The 18,285-nt window shown below is 45.0% G+C and carries 12 protein-coding genes; 6 read left to right on the forward strand and 6 right to left on the reverse strand.

Annotation, left to right across the window (positions count from 1 at the left end):
• Positions 1-20: 20 nt before the first annotated feature.
• On the reverse strand, positions 21-218 hold the full coding sequence (locus QT973_RS06145; RefSeq protein ID WP_333208625.1) for a hypothetical protein: 198 nt from the start codon (positions 216-218) through the stop codon (positions 21-23).
• 348 nt (positions 219-566) lie between these two features.
• The gene (locus QT973_RS06150) at positions 567-1,298 is read right to left on the reverse strand and encodes a DUF305 domain-containing protein (RefSeq protein ID WP_333208624.1); all 732 of its coding nucleotides are present in this window, start codon (positions 1,296-1,298) and stop codon (positions 567-569) included.
• Between the two features lie 319 nt (positions 1,299-1,617).
• On the opposite strand from QT973_RS06150, the gene QT973_RS06155 reads away from it, so the two are divergent.
• The 4 genes from QT973_RS06155 (at position 1,618) to gloA (ending at position 5,430) form a co-directional block, all read left to right on the forward strand.
• Positions 1,618-1,818, forward strand: a complete 201-nt coding sequence (locus QT973_RS06155; RefSeq protein WP_333208623.1) for a heavy-metal-associated domain-containing protein — start codon at positions 1,618-1,620, stop codon at positions 1,816-1,818.
• A 285-nt stretch (positions 1,819-2,103) separates the two neighbouring features.
• A complete protein-coding gene (locus QT973_RS06160) occupies positions 2,104-4,359 on the forward strand; it encodes a heavy metal translocating P-type ATPase (RefSeq protein WP_333234118.1) in 2,256 nt (751 codons plus the stop codon).
• 19 nt (positions 4,360-4,378) lie between these two features.
• The gene (locus QT973_RS06165; RefSeq protein WP_333052872.1) at positions 4,379-4,891 is read left to right on the forward strand and encodes a cupredoxin domain-containing protein; all 513 of its coding nucleotides are present in this window, start codon (positions 4,379-4,381) and stop codon (positions 4,889-4,891) included.
• 110 nt (positions 4,892-5,001) lie between these two features.
• Positions 5,002-5,430 (forward strand): lactoylglutathione lyase, encoded by a 429-nt coding sequence (gene gloA, locus QT973_RS06170; protein WP_333052871.1) that lies wholly within the window; start codon positions 5,002-5,004, stop codon positions 5,428-5,430.
• 111 nt (positions 5,431-5,541) lie between these two features.
• Here the strand turns inward: gloA and QT973_RS06175 are convergent, their stop codons facing one another.
• The 3 genes from QT973_RS06175 to QT973_RS06185 all read right to left on the reverse strand — a co-directional run bounded on the left by QT973_RS06175 (position 5,542) and on the right by QT973_RS06185 (position 10,009).
• Positions 5,542-7,317: a hypothetical protein gene (locus tag QT973_RS06175; RefSeq protein ID WP_333390908.1), complete on the reverse strand. Its 1,776-nt coding sequence runs from the start codon at positions 7,315-7,317 to the stop codon at positions 5,542-5,544.
• 281 nt (positions 7,318-7,598) lie between these two features.
• The gene (locus QT973_RS06180; RefSeq protein WP_333390910.1) at positions 7,599-8,588 is read right to left on the reverse strand and encodes a DUF459 domain-containing protein; all 990 of its coding nucleotides are present in this window, start codon (positions 8,586-8,588) and stop codon (positions 7,599-7,601) included.
• A 5-nt stretch (positions 8,589-8,593) separates the two neighbouring features.
• Positions 8,594-10,009, reverse strand: a complete 1,416-nt coding sequence (locus QT973_RS06185) for an MBOAT family O-acyltransferase (protein ID WP_333270135.1) — start codon at positions 10,007-10,009, stop codon at positions 8,594-8,596.
• Positions 10,010-10,415: 406 nt separating this feature from the next.
• Here QT973_RS06185 and QT973_RS06190 point away from each other — a divergent pair, with 406 nt between their 5' ends.
• A complete protein-coding gene (locus tag QT973_RS06190) occupies positions 10,416-13,355 on the forward strand; it encodes an AAA family ATPase (protein WP_333208618.1) in 2,940 nt (979 codons plus the stop codon).
• Between the two features lie 293 nt (positions 13,356-13,648).
• Here QT973_RS06190 and QT973_RS06195 read toward each other — a convergent pair whose 3' ends face one another.
• The gene (locus QT973_RS06195) at positions 13,649-13,879 is read right to left on the reverse strand and encodes a photosystem II protein, Psb35-related (RefSeq protein WP_333052866.1); all 231 of its coding nucleotides are present in this window, start codon (positions 13,877-13,879) and stop codon (positions 13,649-13,651) included.
• Between the two features lie 744 nt (positions 13,880-14,623).
• Here QT973_RS06195 and treS point away from each other — a divergent pair.
• Positions 14,624-17,995 (forward strand): maltose alpha-D-glucosyltransferase, encoded by a 3,372-nt coding sequence (gene treS, locus QT973_RS06200; RefSeq protein WP_333052865.1) that lies wholly within the window; start codon positions 14,624-14,626, stop codon positions 17,993-17,995.
• Positions 17,996-18,285: the final 290 nt, after the last annotated feature.

The following is an 18,285-nucleotide window of genomic DNA, read 5'->3' on the forward strand; positions in this document are numbered from 1 at the left end:
AATTAGGATGAAATTTCGCCTCAGCAGCCCAGATGCCCACCAGATTCTAAAATATGAAGATAAGTTTCGCCTAATGACAAGCGATTATGCTTTAGATTTTTTTCAGGTTTTTTTATCTCTGCTGGCGCTGCAATTTCTTTTGTCAATGCGCTCAGTAGCTCATCTACGGCTGCATTTGACTTATAAATGTTGTTTAATTCCAAGCTATTCAATATCATACACTACCCTCTCTATCCATATAGCTTTTTACTGACTTACCTACTACTTTAGAGGTAGAGATGAGCAATTGTCTACAGTATTATTACGTAAGTTTATACTACTTTAGAGGTAGGGCGGCTCCATTATCTACAGTATGTGTAGGTACTCTCAAGAAACTGAGGTGGAGTCAGACAAATGCTGACAGCCACAGTCGAGCTACATTACTTGGTCTACCAAGGTGGTCGCCACTTTTTCATTTGCTCAATTTCTTGCTTTTGTGAACCAAGTATTTTCTTAACTCTTGAGCTACTGTGATTAATGTCACTCATTTTCGGGATTGGGGTCACGTTTTGTTGAGGTGAGCTAAATTACTGTTTGTACCAAGCTTGCCGCCACTGTTTCATTTGCTCAATTTCTTGCTTTTGCGAAGTCAGAATTTCTTGAGCTAATTTCTTCATTTCTGGGCGTTTTGACTTGTTCAAAGCATCTTGGGCCATCACTAAAGCTCCTTCGTGGTGAGGAATCATCGCATTGATAAATCGCAAGTCAAATTGGTCGTCACCGGCCCCTAAATCCATGCTCATCATCATGCTTTGCATTTGTTCGGGAGTCATTGCCATCATGTGACCCATGGGAGCGTGATAAGCCATCGGCGTACTGCTGGCTTTGGGATACCAAGTTTTTCGCCACTCTTTCATTTGATTTATTTCGCGGTTTTGAGCAGCAATTATATCAGTGGCAAGTTTTTTCATTTCCGGGCGTTTGGATTGTTTAAGCACATCTTGAGCCATGTTTACAGCACCTTGATGGTGTACTGTCATGCCATCAATAAATCGCAAATCGTAGTCGGCATCAGCAGGGCCTAAATCCATTGACATATCGTGATTCATGCCATGATTCATGCCATGATTCATGCCACCCATGCCACCGCCTTGTACCACGTCTTGCTTGTTGTTTGCTTCGGTTGCAGCCGTAACATTTGGGGCGGGACTTTCACTGGAAGGGGCATTTGAACAAGCTGCAAGCACTCCACTGGTAAAAGCGGCTGTGGCGGTCAACATCAGCGCTGCAAAGCCTGTTTTCAATGAAATTGGTTTCATAGAGCTTATATCCTTAAAATGGCCATTTATTTTCAGCTTTTCACATATAAATGAAATTAGGATGAAATTTTTGTGGCAAACTTGTAAAGAATTATTGCTGTGCTGTCGATCGCACTCAAAGTTAAGATTTACAGAACTCACAACCTAATTATGTATGTGCACAGTGCGCGCCTTACCCCTATGGGTAGCGTGTCAAACCACTTTTTTCATAAATTCCTGATTTATTTTGCAATTCCCCTTGACTCTCCAGTGTACTGGAGACTTTACAATAGAGTTAATTCATTGATTGAGCAGAGTAGTTTCTGCTGAGGTTCAAATTATGACATTACAGCTAAAAGTGCCTAAGATGGCTTGTTCTGCTTGTGCGACTACAATCACAAAAGCAGTCCAAGCCATTGACTCAGCCTCAACCGTTGAGGCGGATCTCAAGACAAAATTGGTCACGATTCACACCGCTAAGTCGGAAAGTGAAGTTAGGAAAGCGATCGCATCTGCTGGCTATCCAACAAGTCAATTTTAGATTTGAGATTTGAGATTTGAGATTTACTTGCAGCTTTGAATCTGGGAGATTTAACAAGAGTCTAAAATTTTTGATTCTCCACGACAGGAGTACGTCGCACGTTATCCGTTTTTAGGCGAGGTCAATCGATTTTAGATTTTAGATTTTAGATTGAAGCATTGACCCTACGGATAAATTCGGGGGGCAATTTTCTCGGATACAGGTTTTTTATTTCTGGACGGATGAATCCGGGGGCTTTCGGTCATTTGAAGACAGAAGGTAACTTTATAAGTTAGGAGGGCATCTATGGACAATCTCACACTTAAATTGCGGGGCATGAGTTGTGCTTCTTGTGCTGCCTCTGTCGAACAAGCAATCCAATCTGTTCCCGGCGTAATTGAGTGTCATGTCAATTTTGGGATGGAACAAGCAACCATCCAATACGACTCCAAGCAAACCGACTTAGAAACAATTCAATCTGCTGTTGATGATGCGGGATACGAAGCTTTGCCGCTTCCAGAAATGGCGGCGCCAGAGGATGATTCCGAACAAGCCGATCGCAAATCGGAATCTCAAACCTTGCAGCGAAAACTCTGGACAGCAGGTATCATCAGCATCCTGCTAGTGGTGGGTTCTATTCCAGCGATGACCGGCTTGCACCTGCCATTTATTCCCGCATGGCTGCACAATTATTGGCTGCAATTAGTGCTGACATCACCCGTACAATTTTGGTGCGGGAAATCGTTTTATGTGGGAGCTTGGAAATCCCTAAAACGGCGGGTAGCAACAATGGATACTCTGATTGCCTTGGGTACAAGTGCTGCTTACTTTTATTCTGTATTTGTGACATTTTTCCCAGGTTTATTCACAGCCCAAGGTTTAAATTCTGGCGTTTACTACGAAGTTGCCGCCAGCGTTATTGCCTTAATTTTGTTGGGGAAAACCATAGAAAATCGGGCGAAGGGAGAGACTTCCGAAGCCATTCGCAAACTCATGGGTTTGCAAGCAAAAACTGCTCGAATAATTCGCAACGGGGAAGAGTTGGAAGTGCCGATCGCCCAAGTGGAAATTGGCGACATCGTGCAGGTGCGGCCGGGAGAGCAAATCCCCGTAGATGGAGAGGTAATTGAGGGGGCTTCGACGGTAGACGAAGCAATGGTTACGGGAGAAAGTTTGGCTGTCAAAAAGCAGCTTGGCGACGAAGTTATCGGAGCCACAATTAATAAAACTGGCAGTTTCAAGTTTCGGGCGACAAGAGTTGGCAAAGATACATTTTTAGCTCAAATTGTCAAGATGGTGCAGGACGCACAGGGGTCAAAAGCACCGATCCAAAAGTTAGCAGACCAAGTGACTGGTTGGTTTGTTCCTGTAGTAATTGCCGTCGCTTTAGCTACTTTTATTATCTGGTTTAACGCGACGGGAAACTTCACTCTAGCCACAGTGACAATGGTGGAAGTGCTGATTATTGCCTGTCCCTGCGCTTTGGGTTTGGCGACTCCGACTGCTGTGATGGTGGGAACTGGGAAAGGTGCAGAAAATGGGATTTTAATTAAAGGAGCCGAGAGTTTAGAATTGGCTCATAAAATCCAAATTATCGTGTTAGATAAAACTGGAACTCTTACTGAAGGCAAGCCGACTGTAACTGATTTTGTGACAATTAAAGGAACGGAGAATAGCAATGAGTTAAAGTTGCTGCAATTGGCGGCGTCTGTAGAGCGAAATTCGGAGCATCCTTTGGGGGAAGCTGTTGTGAGGTATGCTCAATCTCAAGAGGTGAATTTGACGGATGTTAAGGATTTTGAGGCGATCGCGGGGAGTGGTGTTCGCGGGGTTGTAGGCGGAAAGTCGATCGCCCTGGGAACGCTGAGGTGGATGCAGGAACTAGGCTGCGATACTGAATATCTGGAACTGCGCGCGAGAGCTTTGGAAGCTGCGAGCAAAACGGTTGTTTGGATGGCTGTAGAAGGCAAAATAGAGGCAATTCTGGGCATTGCGGATGCCCTCAAACCGTCGTCAGCGCAGGCGGTGAAAGCGCTTCAAAAGCTCGGTTTGGAGGTGGCGATGCTGACTGGAGATAATCGCGCGACGGCGGAGTCGATCGCCCAATCCGTGGGCATTACTCGCGTTTTTGCCGAAGTTAGACCCGACCAAAAAGCAGCTCAAATTCAAGCCCTGCAACGGGGAGGAAAAATTGTCGCGATGGTGGGAGACGGGATTAACGATGCACCAGCTTTGGCCGCTTCTGACGTGGGAATTGCGATCGGCACCGGCACCGATGTGGCGATCGCCGCCAGCGACATTACCTTAATTTCAGGCGATTTGCAAGGCATAGTTACAGCAATTAAACTTTCCCGCGCCACCATGCGGAACATCCGCGAAAATCTGTTTTTTGCGTTTATTTACAACATCGCTGGAATACCGATCGCTGCTGGCATTTTGTACCCCATATTTGGCTGGCTGCTAAATCCAATTATCGCCGGTGCAGCAATGGCTTTCAGTTCAGTCTCTGTAGTTACTAATGCTTTGCGCTTGCGGAATTTTCAAGCCAAATCTAGTGCATAAATTTGGAGGAATGAGAAAAATGTTACACCATCGTCAAATTTCGGGAAGTCTCGCGAGTTTAGGACTTGTGATGGGAATTGCATCGGGAGTTCAAGCTTCAGAAATGTCCGTCCAGCATTCTACTTCAACGACTCAATTCCGCAGCATTGAACAGCCACTAGGTTTAAAAGTTGGCGTCACAATAGGTGGTTTGACATTAATAGGTTTAGAATTGTGGTGGTTTTTGTTCAGTAAATCTAAAGGGCAGCAAGCTGAATCTATTCAGGGTATACAAGAGTTGAATATTACTGTAGACGGGGGTTATGAGCCTGCCACTGTAGTTGTGAAAGCAGGTCAATTAGTCAGGCTCAATTTCTTGAGGCGCGACCCCAACAGTTGTCTTGAAAAAGTGTTGTTACCAGATTTTCACATTGTGCGAGAATTGCCTCTAAATCAGGTAACGGCTGTTGAATTCACCCCTCAAAAACCTGGACGATACCTATTTACTTGCGGCATGAATATGTTTCGGGGTGTGGTGGAAGTACAAAGCTAAATCAAATAGACAGTTGTCAACCTGCGGGAACTGCGACGGTTGAGGCGCGAGTTTTTTCAGCAATAAATCGCTAAAATAGATTAAAGCTTAAAAAATTTGGAGTGAGCTAAATGCAACTACTACACACGATGCTCCGAGTCGGCAACCTGGAAGAGTCCCTCAAATTTTACACTGAGGTTCTGGGCATGAAATTGCTGCGGCAAAAGGACTATCCAGACGGTAAATTTACTCTGGCTTTTGTGGGCTACGGCGATGAATCCGACACTACAGTTTTGGAATTAACATACAACTGGGGCGTCACAGAGTACAATTTAGGGGATGCTTACGGTCATATTGCGATCGGCGTTGACGACATTTACGGTACTTGCGAAGAAATTAAAGCTCGTGGCGGTAAAGTTAGTCGCGAACCCGGCCCGATGAAGCACGGTTCAACAGTCATCGCTTTTGTGCAAGACCCAGATGGATATAAAGTTGAATTAATTCAACTGGAAAATCAAGGTAGCAACACCCAGAAAGTAGCAGCAACAACCGCATCTTAGAGTTCGTCCTCTAGTCCTGCTAGGGTGCGTCAGAAACAATTTTTTTGAGTTAAGTTGAAACTCTTTCTCTGACGCACCCTACTGAGGAGATTTAGGGGGTTTTTAACACTTTTAATGCGATCGCACCGACGGTACAAACTGCTGCAAATATATTTTTTGCCACAAGACAGAAAAACTGCTCCCTATTTGGCTTAAGCTATCAAATTTAGGAATTAATTTAGATTCTCGGCGCTTGTCTAAAGCAGCGATCGCCGAAAAAAACATAGCTAATACTAACAAAAATACCAGCATTACACTAAATAAAATATTCCAACAAACTAGAAATTCGCTTGTGTAGCTGACGGTAAACAGCGAGTTAATCACTGAATCCGATAAATACAAGAGCAGCCCTACTGAAAACCACACCCCGAACAATACCCATGTCCATTTAAAGATATCTGTTGCAGTCTTGTGATTTTTAGACACAGAAAGTTCTAAATCTCTAATTAGGCTGTTAATTTTGGATGTGACTTCATACAAAGTATATTGCAAAGAATCTCTGAGAGAATTTAGCTCGTTGTCGAGGTTTATGCACTGCTCGGATGTGCTTTTGTCAAAACTGAGATTTTGGAGTTTCTTGCGGTGCACAGACAGTTTATGACCTAGGGTGTAATCCCATTTTTGCAGCCGCTCTATAGTTAAATACAAAAGTTCCCTATTTGCATCTAACAAGCTCTGGCAATCTACGATCGACTTAACTAACTTGCTGAGATTGTTGATCTGCTCATCTACAGTATTTTGGTATTCCCTCTGTTTAGCTGACAAGAAACTTGCGAGTTCGACATCCCGCTCGCCGCACAGCGCCAAAGCCTCACAATACAAGTCGTCAATTTCCATTTTACCGAAATACAGTGACGCTTTGTACTCCTCAATTTCGGGAAGAGTCAGGGATTGTAAAGGCTTATATTTTACCTGAAATTTATATAGGATCGCTGTCAGAATCTGCGCCGATTTTTGCTCCAGCTTGTCTTTGTAGGGTGCTAAAATAATGGCAGCTAGATTTTTGACTTTCGCTTCCGGGTGGTGCAGGAAATCAAAAATTGTGGCAAGTATTTTGGATAATTCTAAGTCATTAAAATTCTTTTCCGCAACTTCCAAAAAGTTTGTTACCGCTGCATCGTTTTCGGCATTCAATTTGTAGGAATCCCTAAGTGCGATCGCAGCAAATACTCGATCGATCCAAAACAGATATTCCTCGCAATCCATTGGCAGGCTCGGCAGCAGCCAGCTAGGGCCGTACACCCAAAAATCGAGACAATTCTCATATTCCTTACCGCTGTCATGTCTGCGGCTGTCGTCCAAAGCAAATTTGTTGCTTGCTAATAGTTGAATTTGCTCTTCTACAACCAGCCGCTCAATTTCCCCTGCATTGATTGTGGAATTGACAGCACCTTCCTTGCCTTGTTGTTGCCCTACTTCATCCAACCACATTGACTTAATACTAACAGCCGCAGACCACCGAATTAAAGGAGTCGAGCCCCCTCGTGCTTCCTGTTCTAACGCCGCCAGCAGATTTTTGTTAAAATTACTTGCTCTAGCCGTTCTCTCACTTGATATCAGCCCCTCTGGCACCTTCCCCAATGCTTGAATTGCCAAAGCGCGAAACAGCAAATTCGGATGCGGTTTTCTGACGGATTCCGGTATATTTTCTCTGAATATTCCGCTGTTGGGTACGCCCAAAACTTCAGCAAAAGGCTCGATGCCGCACTGTTGCAGGATTTTTTCAACTAGGTTTATTCTTTGCCAAGGTTGAGTATATTTAGTGAGAGTGAAGATTAGCGCTGTGCCACTGCACCCCATTGACTCAGGGATGTTAGTGCGATCGAGTTTCCACATATTGCTCGTCATAATTTGTCGCCATGACAATTGCTAGATATGGAGGCCGTTGTTGGATGCTGAATTCAGCATTACATTTACTGTGGCTTTTTGTCAATATTAGTCCTGGACGCATAGGGAGTTATAAACCCGGTTTCATGAGTAAATTTATTATAACTCAATCCTAGATTTTCCCTATAAACCTAGTTGATCGAGACCAATGTGCGTCCCAAACTAAATATATTATCTTGCATTAATCGGTGAAATGTCAAAAAAATTGGTTGAGTTGAGTCACAAAAACCAACCTACTCTCGTCATTTCTTGGTCGGAGCTTTTAAGATTTTGTCGCTCACCATTTTGTCAACGATTAAGTCGCTGATAATTTGAGCTCCGTGGGAGGTAAAGTGCAAGCCGTCATTATTTTTTACATAGCCTCGCTTACCCGATTTATTAGCAACTACTGGAACAAATTTTCCGCCTTGTCCAAATGTCTCCCAAGTAGAAATAAATTCGATTTTTGATGAAGATTTACTGGCAGTCTTATAAATATTGTTCATGATGGGAAAAGCTTTGAGATAGGAAGATTTGTTGGGCATCGATTGACCGACCCAATACACTTTTCTCACGGATGACGAATCCAGTAAATTGGCATATTTTTCAACTCTTTCTTGATAAGCTTTTTGCCATTCTTTGCTCATAACAGCCCGGGCTTTTCCTTGAGAATCTATAATATTTTGACGGTCATTGGCTCCAAACAAAACTATCACTACATCCGGCTGGTAATTATTAATTGTTTGGCGACTTCTGGCATACCAATCATAATAATCTATCCGATTTAATCCGGTCGAGACCTTGTAGTCAATTTTCGTATCGGCGATATTGTATTTTTTCTTAAGAGTGTACTGGAGTTGAATTCCTAAGTCGAACATTACGGAATCTCCAATAAATAAAAATCTGCGATAAGGTATGGTCAGTTTGGGTTTAGCTGGGGTTGTTTTTTTCCCTTGAGTTGGTTTTTTAGCAGTGGCAGGCTGAGGGGGTTGAACGGCAGTTTTCGTTTCGGTTTGGACAGGAGGAAGTTCTGATTCTTTGGGGAGGCTATCGAAGTTAATATCTTTAATTTTGCTCCAAAAATCTTGTTCGGATTTTCGGAAACCGTCTATTTTTATCTGGCGCGCGGCTTGTTTAATTTCTGGACTTGCGAAAGGAGTTGAAGCAAAGCTTTTGAGAAATAATGATAAGTTTGAAAAGATTAAAGTGAGAATTACAGAAGTAACAATCAGTAAAATTTCCCGGTCTTTCATATGTCTTAGAAATTAAAGTAAATAAAAGGCGGAACGGTACTAGGCCCCAACATCAAGATAGTATACACGAGCAGCGAAACTAAGACAACTCGGAAGAAAATGTTTTTTAATGACAATACGGTTTGCAATAGTTGGGAGATGCGATCGCCCCACAAGTTGATCGCGCCAATGACTGCAATTACTAAATACAATTGCCAGAAGTTAAATTGAAAAGTTGCGACGACAGGATGGATAATTCCTTCAAAAAAGCTCACCGCCGTTTCCCAGTTGGGAGTGCCAAAAAATACCCAGCTACAAGTAACAAAACTAAATGTTAACAACCAACTGCAAAATTTAGCAAATCTGGGAAAGGCATAGTCTAATTTAAAGTGGATAGCTTGGGGGATATCTTTACATAAATGGTTGACAATTAATCCTAAACCGTGAATTGCTCCCCAGAAAATAAAGTTTAAACCTGCGCCGTGCCACAATCCACCGATCGCCATTGTCATCAGTAAATTTACGTACTTCCTCAACTTGCCGTATTTGTTACCACCAAAGGGAAAGTAAACGTAATCCCTCAGCCACTCTGAAAGACTGATGTGCCACCTTTTCCAAAATTCTTGCAGGCTGAGCGATCGGTATGGCATATTAAAGTTAGCAATGGGTTTGAAACCCAGCAAACAGGAGATGCCGTTGGCTAAATCCGAGTAGCCGCTGAAATCTACGTAAATCAAACAGGAATAGGAAATTGCCGCGAGGATTAAATCGATGCTGCTGTACTGCTGCGGGACTTTGAATGGCAAGTCAGTGAAGTTAAACAAAAAGCTCGATAAAGTATATTTTTTGAAGAGTCCAGACAAAATCAAAACTATAACTTCTTCAATTTTATAGTCGTATTTTTCCGGTGAATTTAGCTGCCAGTAAAATTCGCGAGCTCGCGAGATTGGCCCGGAGGCAATTTGCGGAAAATAGGTAATGTAGGCGGCATAGTCTACAAAATTCGGACAAGGGATTTTTTGCTGGTAGCAGTCGATTAAATGGGAAATTATTCTAAAAGTGTAGAAAGACACGCCGACGGGGGCGATTATTTGCAAAACTGGAAAGTCGGCGGGAATTTGTAGCTGATTCAGTACCTCAAATAAGGAAGTTACAAAGAAGTTGTAATATTTAAAGATGCCGAGATAGCCAATGTTGAAAATTAGACCGGAGATTAAAGCAAATTTTTTATATTTACTCTTGCAGAGCACCCGGAGAATGATATAATTGTAGACTGTAGAGAAAATCAGGAGCAAGAGAAAGTCAAAACTCCAAAAGGAATAAAATAATAAACTGGAAACTAACAAGACAATTTTATACAAATCGACTTGGGGTTTCACAGAGACGATCGCGCTAAAAATAATTAGGAAAAATACTAAAAATTGGTAAGTGGGAAATAGCATAAATCTCAGCCGATAAAAAATCTTGTTTGTGGCAATATTTTTATAAGTACGGCCAGCGAACCTATCCCGAAGGAAATCGCCCTAGTCTGTCTGAACTCATATGTTGCACCATTGTCAGTTAGCCTTTTATGAACAGGCTTTTCGGCCTGTTCCACAAGAAAATTTATCTTTTGTGGAACGGGCATCTTGCCCGTTCTGGAGAATGGCGCAAGATGTGAGTCTCACCGCAGCAAATTTCGGGGTGGATTACGGACTGTAAGCTTTTTCAATCTTGTCAATTATTTCACAACTTCCGCCCTAGTTAACCGCACTCATAAATTCATAATCCTGTTTAAAGATTATGATGGTTGTGAGACGATGTATTAACGGATAACAACAGGAATCCCCTTGATTGCGAGGAACCAACGTGCAGCCAACAGACCCTAGCAAATTTACAGATCAAGCCTGGGAAGCCATTGTCAAATCCCAGGATGTAGCCCGCCGCTTTGCCAATCAGCAGCTAGAGGTTGAACATTTAGCCATCGCCCTTCTCGAACAGCAAGGTCAGGCCAACAGCATTCTCAGCAAAGCTGGAGTCGATGCCCCCCGGTTGGCCCAGCAGTTAGATGCTTTTGCCAAACGACAGCCCAGAGTTGCCAACGCTGACCAACTATACCTCGGTCGCGGCTTAGAAGTGATGTTAGATGTTGCCGAGGCCACCAGGGCGACTTGGCAAGATAATTTTATCGCCGTTGAACATTTATTAATTGGCTTAGTAGAAGACGAACGAGTCGGCCGCAGGTTGCTGACAAAAGGCGACGGCCCGCCTGGTCGCCCCGGTTACGATCGCAAACCCCCAGCCGGTACACTCGATCGACCAAAACTAGAAGAAGCCATCAAATCTTTCCGCGCCACTGCTAAAGCCCAAGAAAAAAATTCCGAAACCGGGAAAGGCAGCCGCAGCAGCGCTAAAGCCCAAGATCAAGATGGGGAAGCTAACTCCGACGCCCTCAGCAAGTACGGCCGCGATTTGACAGAAGCCGCCAAAGCCGGCAAACTCGACCCAGTAATCGGCCGCGACGAGGAAATCCGCCGCGTGGTACAAGTTCTTTCCCGCCGCCAAAAAAACAATCCAGTGTTAATTGGCGATCCCGGAGTCGGAAAAACTGCGATCGCCGAAGGTTTAGCCCAGCGAATTGTCAACGGCGACGTACCGGAATCTTTGAAAAATCGCCAGCTATTTAGCCTTGACATGGGCAGTTTAATTGCTGGGGCAAAATTCCGGGGCGAATTTGAAGAACGATTGCGATCAGTCCTGCGGGAAGTCATCGATTCCGACGGGCAAATTGTCCTATTTATTGACGAATTGCACACGGTTGTCGGGACTGGTGGCGGCGGCAGTTCCGGTTCGGGAATGGATGCGGGAAATTTGTTGAAACCCATGTTGGCGAGAGGCGAATTGCGCTGCATCGGCGCTACAACTCTCGACGAATTCCGCAAGAATATTGAAAAAGATCCAGCCCTGGAACGCCGCTTTCAACAAGTATTTGTCGGCGAACCCAGCGTTGAAGATACTGTTTCGATTTTGCGCGGATTGAAAGACCGTTACGAACGCCACCACGGGGTAAAAATTACTGATTCGGCCCTGGTAGCTGCTGCAACTCTGTCTTTTCGCTATATTTCCGATCGCTTTTTGCCGGACAAGGCGATCGACCTGGTAGATGAAGCGGCCGCCCACTTGAAAATGGAGATTACCTCTAAACCTGTGGAATTGGAAGGAATCGACCGCCGGGTGATGCAGTTGGAAATGGAAAAATTGTCGATCGAAGGGGAAGGAAAAGGTGCTCTAGCCCCTGGGCTCGGCTTCCGCGTCGAACGCATCACATCTGAGATTGACATTTTAAAAGTTAAGCAGGAAAAATTGTCCTCTCAGTGGTTGGGCGAAAAGCAGTTGTTGGATGCAATCAATAAATTGAAAGCAGAAGAAGACCAACTGCGAGTCCAAATCGAACAAGCAGAAAGGGCTTACGATTTGAATAAAGCCGCCCAGTTAAAGTACGGCAAGTTGGAAACGGCGGTGCGCGATCGCGAAGCGAAAGAAGCGGAACTTTTGAAACAGCAAGCTCAAGGTTCTTCCCTGCTGCGCGAAAAAGTTACTGAGGGCGATATTGCGGAAATTGTCGCTAAATGGACGGGCATTCCGGTTAACCGATTGTTGGAATCAGAACGCCAAAAATTGCTGCAATTGGAAAAACACTTGCACCAAAAAGTCATCGGTCAAGAGGAAGCTGTAACAGCCGTGGCGGCGGCAATTCGGCGCGCTAGGGCGGGGATGAAAGACCCCGGCAGGCCGATCGGCTCTTTCTTGTTTATGGGCCCCACAGGCGTCGGCAAAACTGAGTTAGCGCGGGCGTTGGCGGAGTTTTTGTTTGACAGCGATGATGCGATCGTCCGCATCGATATGTCGGAATACATGGAGAAACACAGCGTTTCTCGGTTGGTAGGAGCTCCTCCCGGATATGTCGGTTACGATGAAGGGGGACAACTTTCCGAAGCAGTGCGGAGACATCCTTATTCGGTAGTGCTGTTTGACGAAGTGGAAAAAGCGCACCCGGACGTATTTAACATTTTGCTGCAAGTGTTGGATGACGGCCGAATTACCGATTCTCAAGGTCGAGTGGTTGACTTTAGAAATACCGTAATTGTGATGACTAGCAATATCGGCAGCGACCACATTTTAGACGTGTTTACTAAGAAGGAAAAAACCGTCAAAAAACCTGCTAGCCGGAAGCAGGAAACGAAAGATTTGTCAAGTCAAAAGACAGATTATAAAGTGGCGGCAGACGGTACTGTTGAGGTGTCGGCCCAGCGAGTTGAGGTTGATAGTGTAAGTAAGAGTGAAAACAAGACTGAAAATGAAAATTTATTGACTCAAGAACGGGAGACAGACCAAGAGTACGAACAGATGTTAAAACGGGTGATGGCAGCGCTGCGATCGCACTTCCGGCCGGAATTTCTCAATCGGGTGGACGAGATAATTTTGTTCCACACTTTGAGCAAGGTCGAACTGCGGCAAATTGTCAGTATCCAAGTGAAGCGGATCGAGCGTTTGTTGGCAGAGCAAAAAATTACTTTGGAACTGTCCGATGCGGCGAAAAACCATATCACAGATGTCGGTTACGACCCGGTTTACGGCGCTCGCCCCTTGAAACGCGCCATCCAGCGGGAGTTGGAAAACCCGCTGGCTAACAAGATTCTGGAAAATGCGTTTGTCGAAGGTGATACAATTGCGATCGACTGTGAAAATAACTCTTTGCAATTTCGCAAAAAAGAGTCTCGTCCGGCGCTAGCAGGTAACAGTTTGTAGTTGCCGAATAGTTAGGAACAGGCAAGATGCCTGTTCCACAAACAATCAATTCTCTTGTAGAACAGGCATCCTGCCTGTTATTGAAAATTAGGAACAGGCAAGATGCCTGTTCCACAAATAATCAATTTTCTTGTAGAACAGGCATCCTGCCTGTTATTGAAAATTAGGAACAGGCAAGATGCCTGTTCCACAAATAATCAATTCTCTTGTGGAACAGGCATCTTGCCTGTTATTGAAAATTAGGAACAGGCAAGATGCCTGTTATTGAAAATAGTGAAACCTGTTACTTGATATCAAGAATTCGAGATGGTGCGGCTGCCGTAAGCATCCATGCTGTAGGCGGGAACGCGAACGCTGTAATCCATCTCTGTTGCTGTGATTGCTACAGCCAATTTTTCAAAAGATTCATCGTTCCAATTCCGCTCGTGGATAGGCTTTGACTGTTCGCCCAGGAAATATGCTTGAGTGCCAATTACTGAGGCTGCTACCCAACCGACGATTAAAAGAGCGATTACAATAGTCATTTTTACTTTTTCCTTAACTTTTGTTGCTTTATGTAAACTAATGTAACGAAAATTAGCAATCAACGTCAAGGTACTGTAATGTCGTGGCAACCGTCCGGCAGGTAGTAAATACCGCACCTAACCCTGAGTCTGTAGGTGTGCTTAGTGTCAACAAGGGCTCGATCCCCCCTAGCCCCCTTAATAAGAGGGGGGGGACAAGAGTGTTCTCAAAGTCAACCCCTACTCCCCTTATCAAGGGGGATGCGAGGGGGATCTAGACTGGGCTACCAGCGAGAGATACAGAGGGGTTTCAGGCTTAAGTTGACAATCAAGCATCCAGGGTACAAGCCCCCGGATTCATTCCTTCGCAGACTCAGGACCCAGAAATAAAAAACCTGTATCCGATAAGTAAGCCCCCGAATTTATCCGTGGGGTCAGTGCTTCAATCGAAAATCGAAAATCTAAAATCTAAAATCGATTGACACGCCTTGGTAGGGTGTGCACCGCGCATCGGTAGGTAGCACAGTACCCGGATTGTTAACTGTGTCCGAAATAGCAAAACAGATTGTTGAGATTTTATAGTTAAGAAATTATAAGTTTTGCGTTCATAAATTACGATTAAAAGTCTGGGGCTGGCATGATGAATAGCGGCCCAATTATAAGTTATGATTTATCAGTTTGGATGGGAACTAACAAATCCCAATTACCAAACTTTAAGTAAAAATTACCAATTACCAATCATCGCTACAAATCATGCCAAACTCAATGTTAAATAACGACCCGTTGTGGTTCAAAGACGCGATTATTTACGAAGTACCAGTTCGCGCTTTTGCCGACAGCAATGCAGACGGGATCGGCGACTTTAGAGGACTGACAGAAAAACTGGATTACCTGCAAAACTTGGGAGTCACAGCCATTTGGGTACTGCCATTTTTTCCTTCGCCGCTCCGAGACGACGGCTACGATACATCTCACTATACTACGGTCAACCCGATTTACGGCACATTAGAGGACTTTAAAGACCTTTTAGAAGCAGCGCACCAGCGTGGAATTCGAGTCATTATTGAGTTGATTGTGAACCACACTTCCGACCAGCACGCTTGGTTTCAGCGAGCGCGCCGGGCCCCGAAAGGCAGTAACGAAAGAGATTTTTATGTGTGGAGCGACACGCCGGAAAAATATCAAGATGCTCGGATTATTTTCCAAGATTTTGAAACATCTAATTGGGCTTGGGATGCGGTAGCAAAAGCTTATTACTGGCACCGTTTTTATTCGCACCAACCCGATTTGAATTACGACAATCCGGCCGTCCGCCAAGCCATCTTAGATGTGGTAGATTTCTGGTTGGCGCTGGGAGTAGACGGACTGCGGATGGATGCGGTGCCTTACCTGTACGAGCGCGAAGGTACTAACTGCGAAAACCTGCCAGAAACTCACCAATTCCTGAAGCAATTGCGGAAGCACGTAGATGAAAACTTCCCGAACCGGATGCTGCTGGCTGAGGCGAATCAGTGGCCGGAGGATGCAGTTGAATATTACGCTGCTGGGGATGAATGTCACATGAACTTTCATTTTCCGCTGATGCCGCGTTTATTTATGGCTTTGCATATGGAAGATAGCTTCCCAATTAGCGACATTCTCCAGCAAACTCCGCATATTCCCAATAATTGTCAGTGGGCATTATTTTTGCGGAATCATGATGAATTGACGCTGGAAATGGTGAGTGATGAAGACCGAGATTATATGTATCGGGTTTACGCTCAAGACACTCAGGCGAGAATTAATTTGGGCATCCGCCGCCGTTTGGCTCCTTTGATGGGAAATAACCGCCGCCGTATCGAGTTGATGAATGCTTTGCTGCTGTCTCTTCCGGGTACGCCGGTGCTTTACTACGGCGATGAAATTGGCATGGGAGACAATATCTATTTGGGCGATCGCAACGGGGTGAGAACTCCGATGCAGTGGAGTGGCGATCGCAATGCCGGTTTTAGTCGTGCTAACCCGCAGCGGCTTTACGCACCGCCCATTGTTGACCCTGAATATCACTACGAATCTGTTAACGTGGACGCGCAGCGGGCGAATCCGAGTTCTCTTTGGTGGTGGATGAAACGCCTGATTGCAATTCGGCAGCGCTTCCAAGCATTCGGCCGCGGAACTTGCGAATTCCTATACCCGGAAAACCGCAAAGTTTTAGCTTTTGTACGTACTTATCAAGACGAACACATCCTCGTAGTGGCTAATTTGTCGCGCTTTGTCCAGACGGCAGAATTAGACCTTGCGCCCTTTAAAGGTGCTGTTCCGGTGGAGATTTTCGGCCGCACGGAGTTTCCTGCTGTTGGCGATTCGCCTTACTTTTTGAGTTTGAGTCCTCACACGTTTTACTGGTTTACTCTTACTGTTAAACACGAAGATTTTTCGCTGCACGGTGTGCCCACAGACTTGCCTACTTTGGCGGTCATAGGTAATTGGAAAACTGCTTTTGCTACAAGTCAGTTAAGCGATATGCTGCTTAATCTTTTGCCGGGATACTTGCGGCGGAATCGCTGGTTTAGCGGTTCAGATCGGACAATTCAATCTTTAGAAATAAGTGAGGTTTTACCGATTGAATGTAAAGATAGCGCGGGAGAGGAATCTCAAGTTTACATTCTGTTTTTGCAGTTGAATTATACTGAAGGTATGCCGGAAACTTACGTTTTGCCTTTAGGGTGGGAAGAGATTAAAGGCGATGTGGACGATCGGGCGATCGCGCGCCTGCACTTCCCAGAAACCAAAAAGGAAATCGGGGTACTATTTGATGCTGCTGGGGAGAAAGGTTTTCTGAGCGCACTGCTGGGGGCGATCGCCAATTCTCGCAGTTACAGAGGTGTTGCAGGTCAACTGCTAGGAATTGCCGACAGTGCATTCAAATCAGAAGAAGAGTTAGCGCAGCTCGAACCTCACCTGTTCAAAAAAGAACAAAGCAATACATCTGCAGGTTACGGCGACCGCTTCGTCCTGAAAATATTGCGAAAAGTCGAGGAAGGTATTAACCCTGAATTAGAAATCGGACGCTTTTTAACAGAGCGCAACTCGATCCAACACTACGCTCCAATTACCGGAGCATTGGAATATCACACACCAGCCAAACAAGTCCTTACAGTCGGAATCCTACAAAAATTAATCCCCGACAGCGTAGATGCTTGGTCTTATACATTAGACACACTGCGCGACTATTTCGAGCAAGTAATGACAGTAGAAGCAAAGCATTCCAGCGATAATTTATCTACTGCCCCCGAAAATTATTTGCCGAACGCTTTGACCGGACAAACCCAGCGGCAGCAAAACTCGCTAGTAGCCGATTTATCGCTAGAAATTCCAGAATTAGCTCGCGAACTCATCGGCTCTTACTTAGCATCAGCCGAACTTTTAGGTCAACGGACAGCCGAACTTCACCTGGCTTTAGCTTCTGACACAGAAAATCCCGCTTTTGCCCCAGAAAACTTCACCTCCTTTTACCAGCGTTCCATCTATCAACACATGAGAAATCTGGCGGGAAGAACTTTGCTGGATCTGAAAAAACGGCTGTCTAAACTGCCACCAGAAATACAAAAATCGGCGCAAAAGCTCCTCAACCGCGAAGAGTTGATCATGGAACGTTTCAAGTCTATTTTAAACTTGAGAATCACCGCCGATAGAATTCGCTGTCACGGGGACTTTCATTTCGGGCAAGTTCTTTATACAGGCAAAGACTTCGTAATTATTGATTTCGGAGGAGAACGCGATCGACCCTTAAGCGAGCGGCGGATGAAGAGGTCGCCCCTGCGAGATGTTGCGGGAATGCTGCAATCTATAAGTTACGCTGTTACTTTGGCACTCCGCAATGAAGTAGAAAGTGGCATGATTCGCCCTGAAAATCTCCCGGAGATGCAGCAGTGGGCGAACGTTTGGCACCGCTGGGTCAGCCTCACTTTTGTCAAGAGTTATTTGGCAACAGCAGCCGATGCAGATTTCTTGCCCAAATCTATACCGGAACTACAAGTTTTGCTGGATGCTTACATTTTGGAAAAAGCGGTTGCCGAGCTAGCCTACGAACTTAATTACCGCTTGGATTGGGCGCACATTCCGCTTCAGCGGATTGTAGAATTGCTGAATTTATAAGGGCGGGTTTATCTATACTCGTTAGGGTGCGTGACTTTTTAGATCCTCAATTAACAGCGAGATGCTGGAAAGTCACGCACCTTAGATGACACGAAATCTGCTTTGATAACGATTTGAGATCGTGTCCGATCGAGTTACCGCGATTAAAAGGGCGGGTTTTTGAGATTGTCAATTATGAGCAGATATTTTTTGTTAACCCGCCCCTACCTTATTAGGAATGAGAATTAAATAACTTCCACTCTTGAAAGTGGGATGGGCGTCCCGCCCGTCCAAAAAGGACGGGCGGGACG

It is taken from the genome of Microcoleus sp. Z1_A1 (assembly GCF_036700305.1).
Classification (GTDB): Bacteria; Cyanobacteriota; Cyanobacteriia; order Cyanobacteriales; family Microcoleaceae; genus Microcoleus.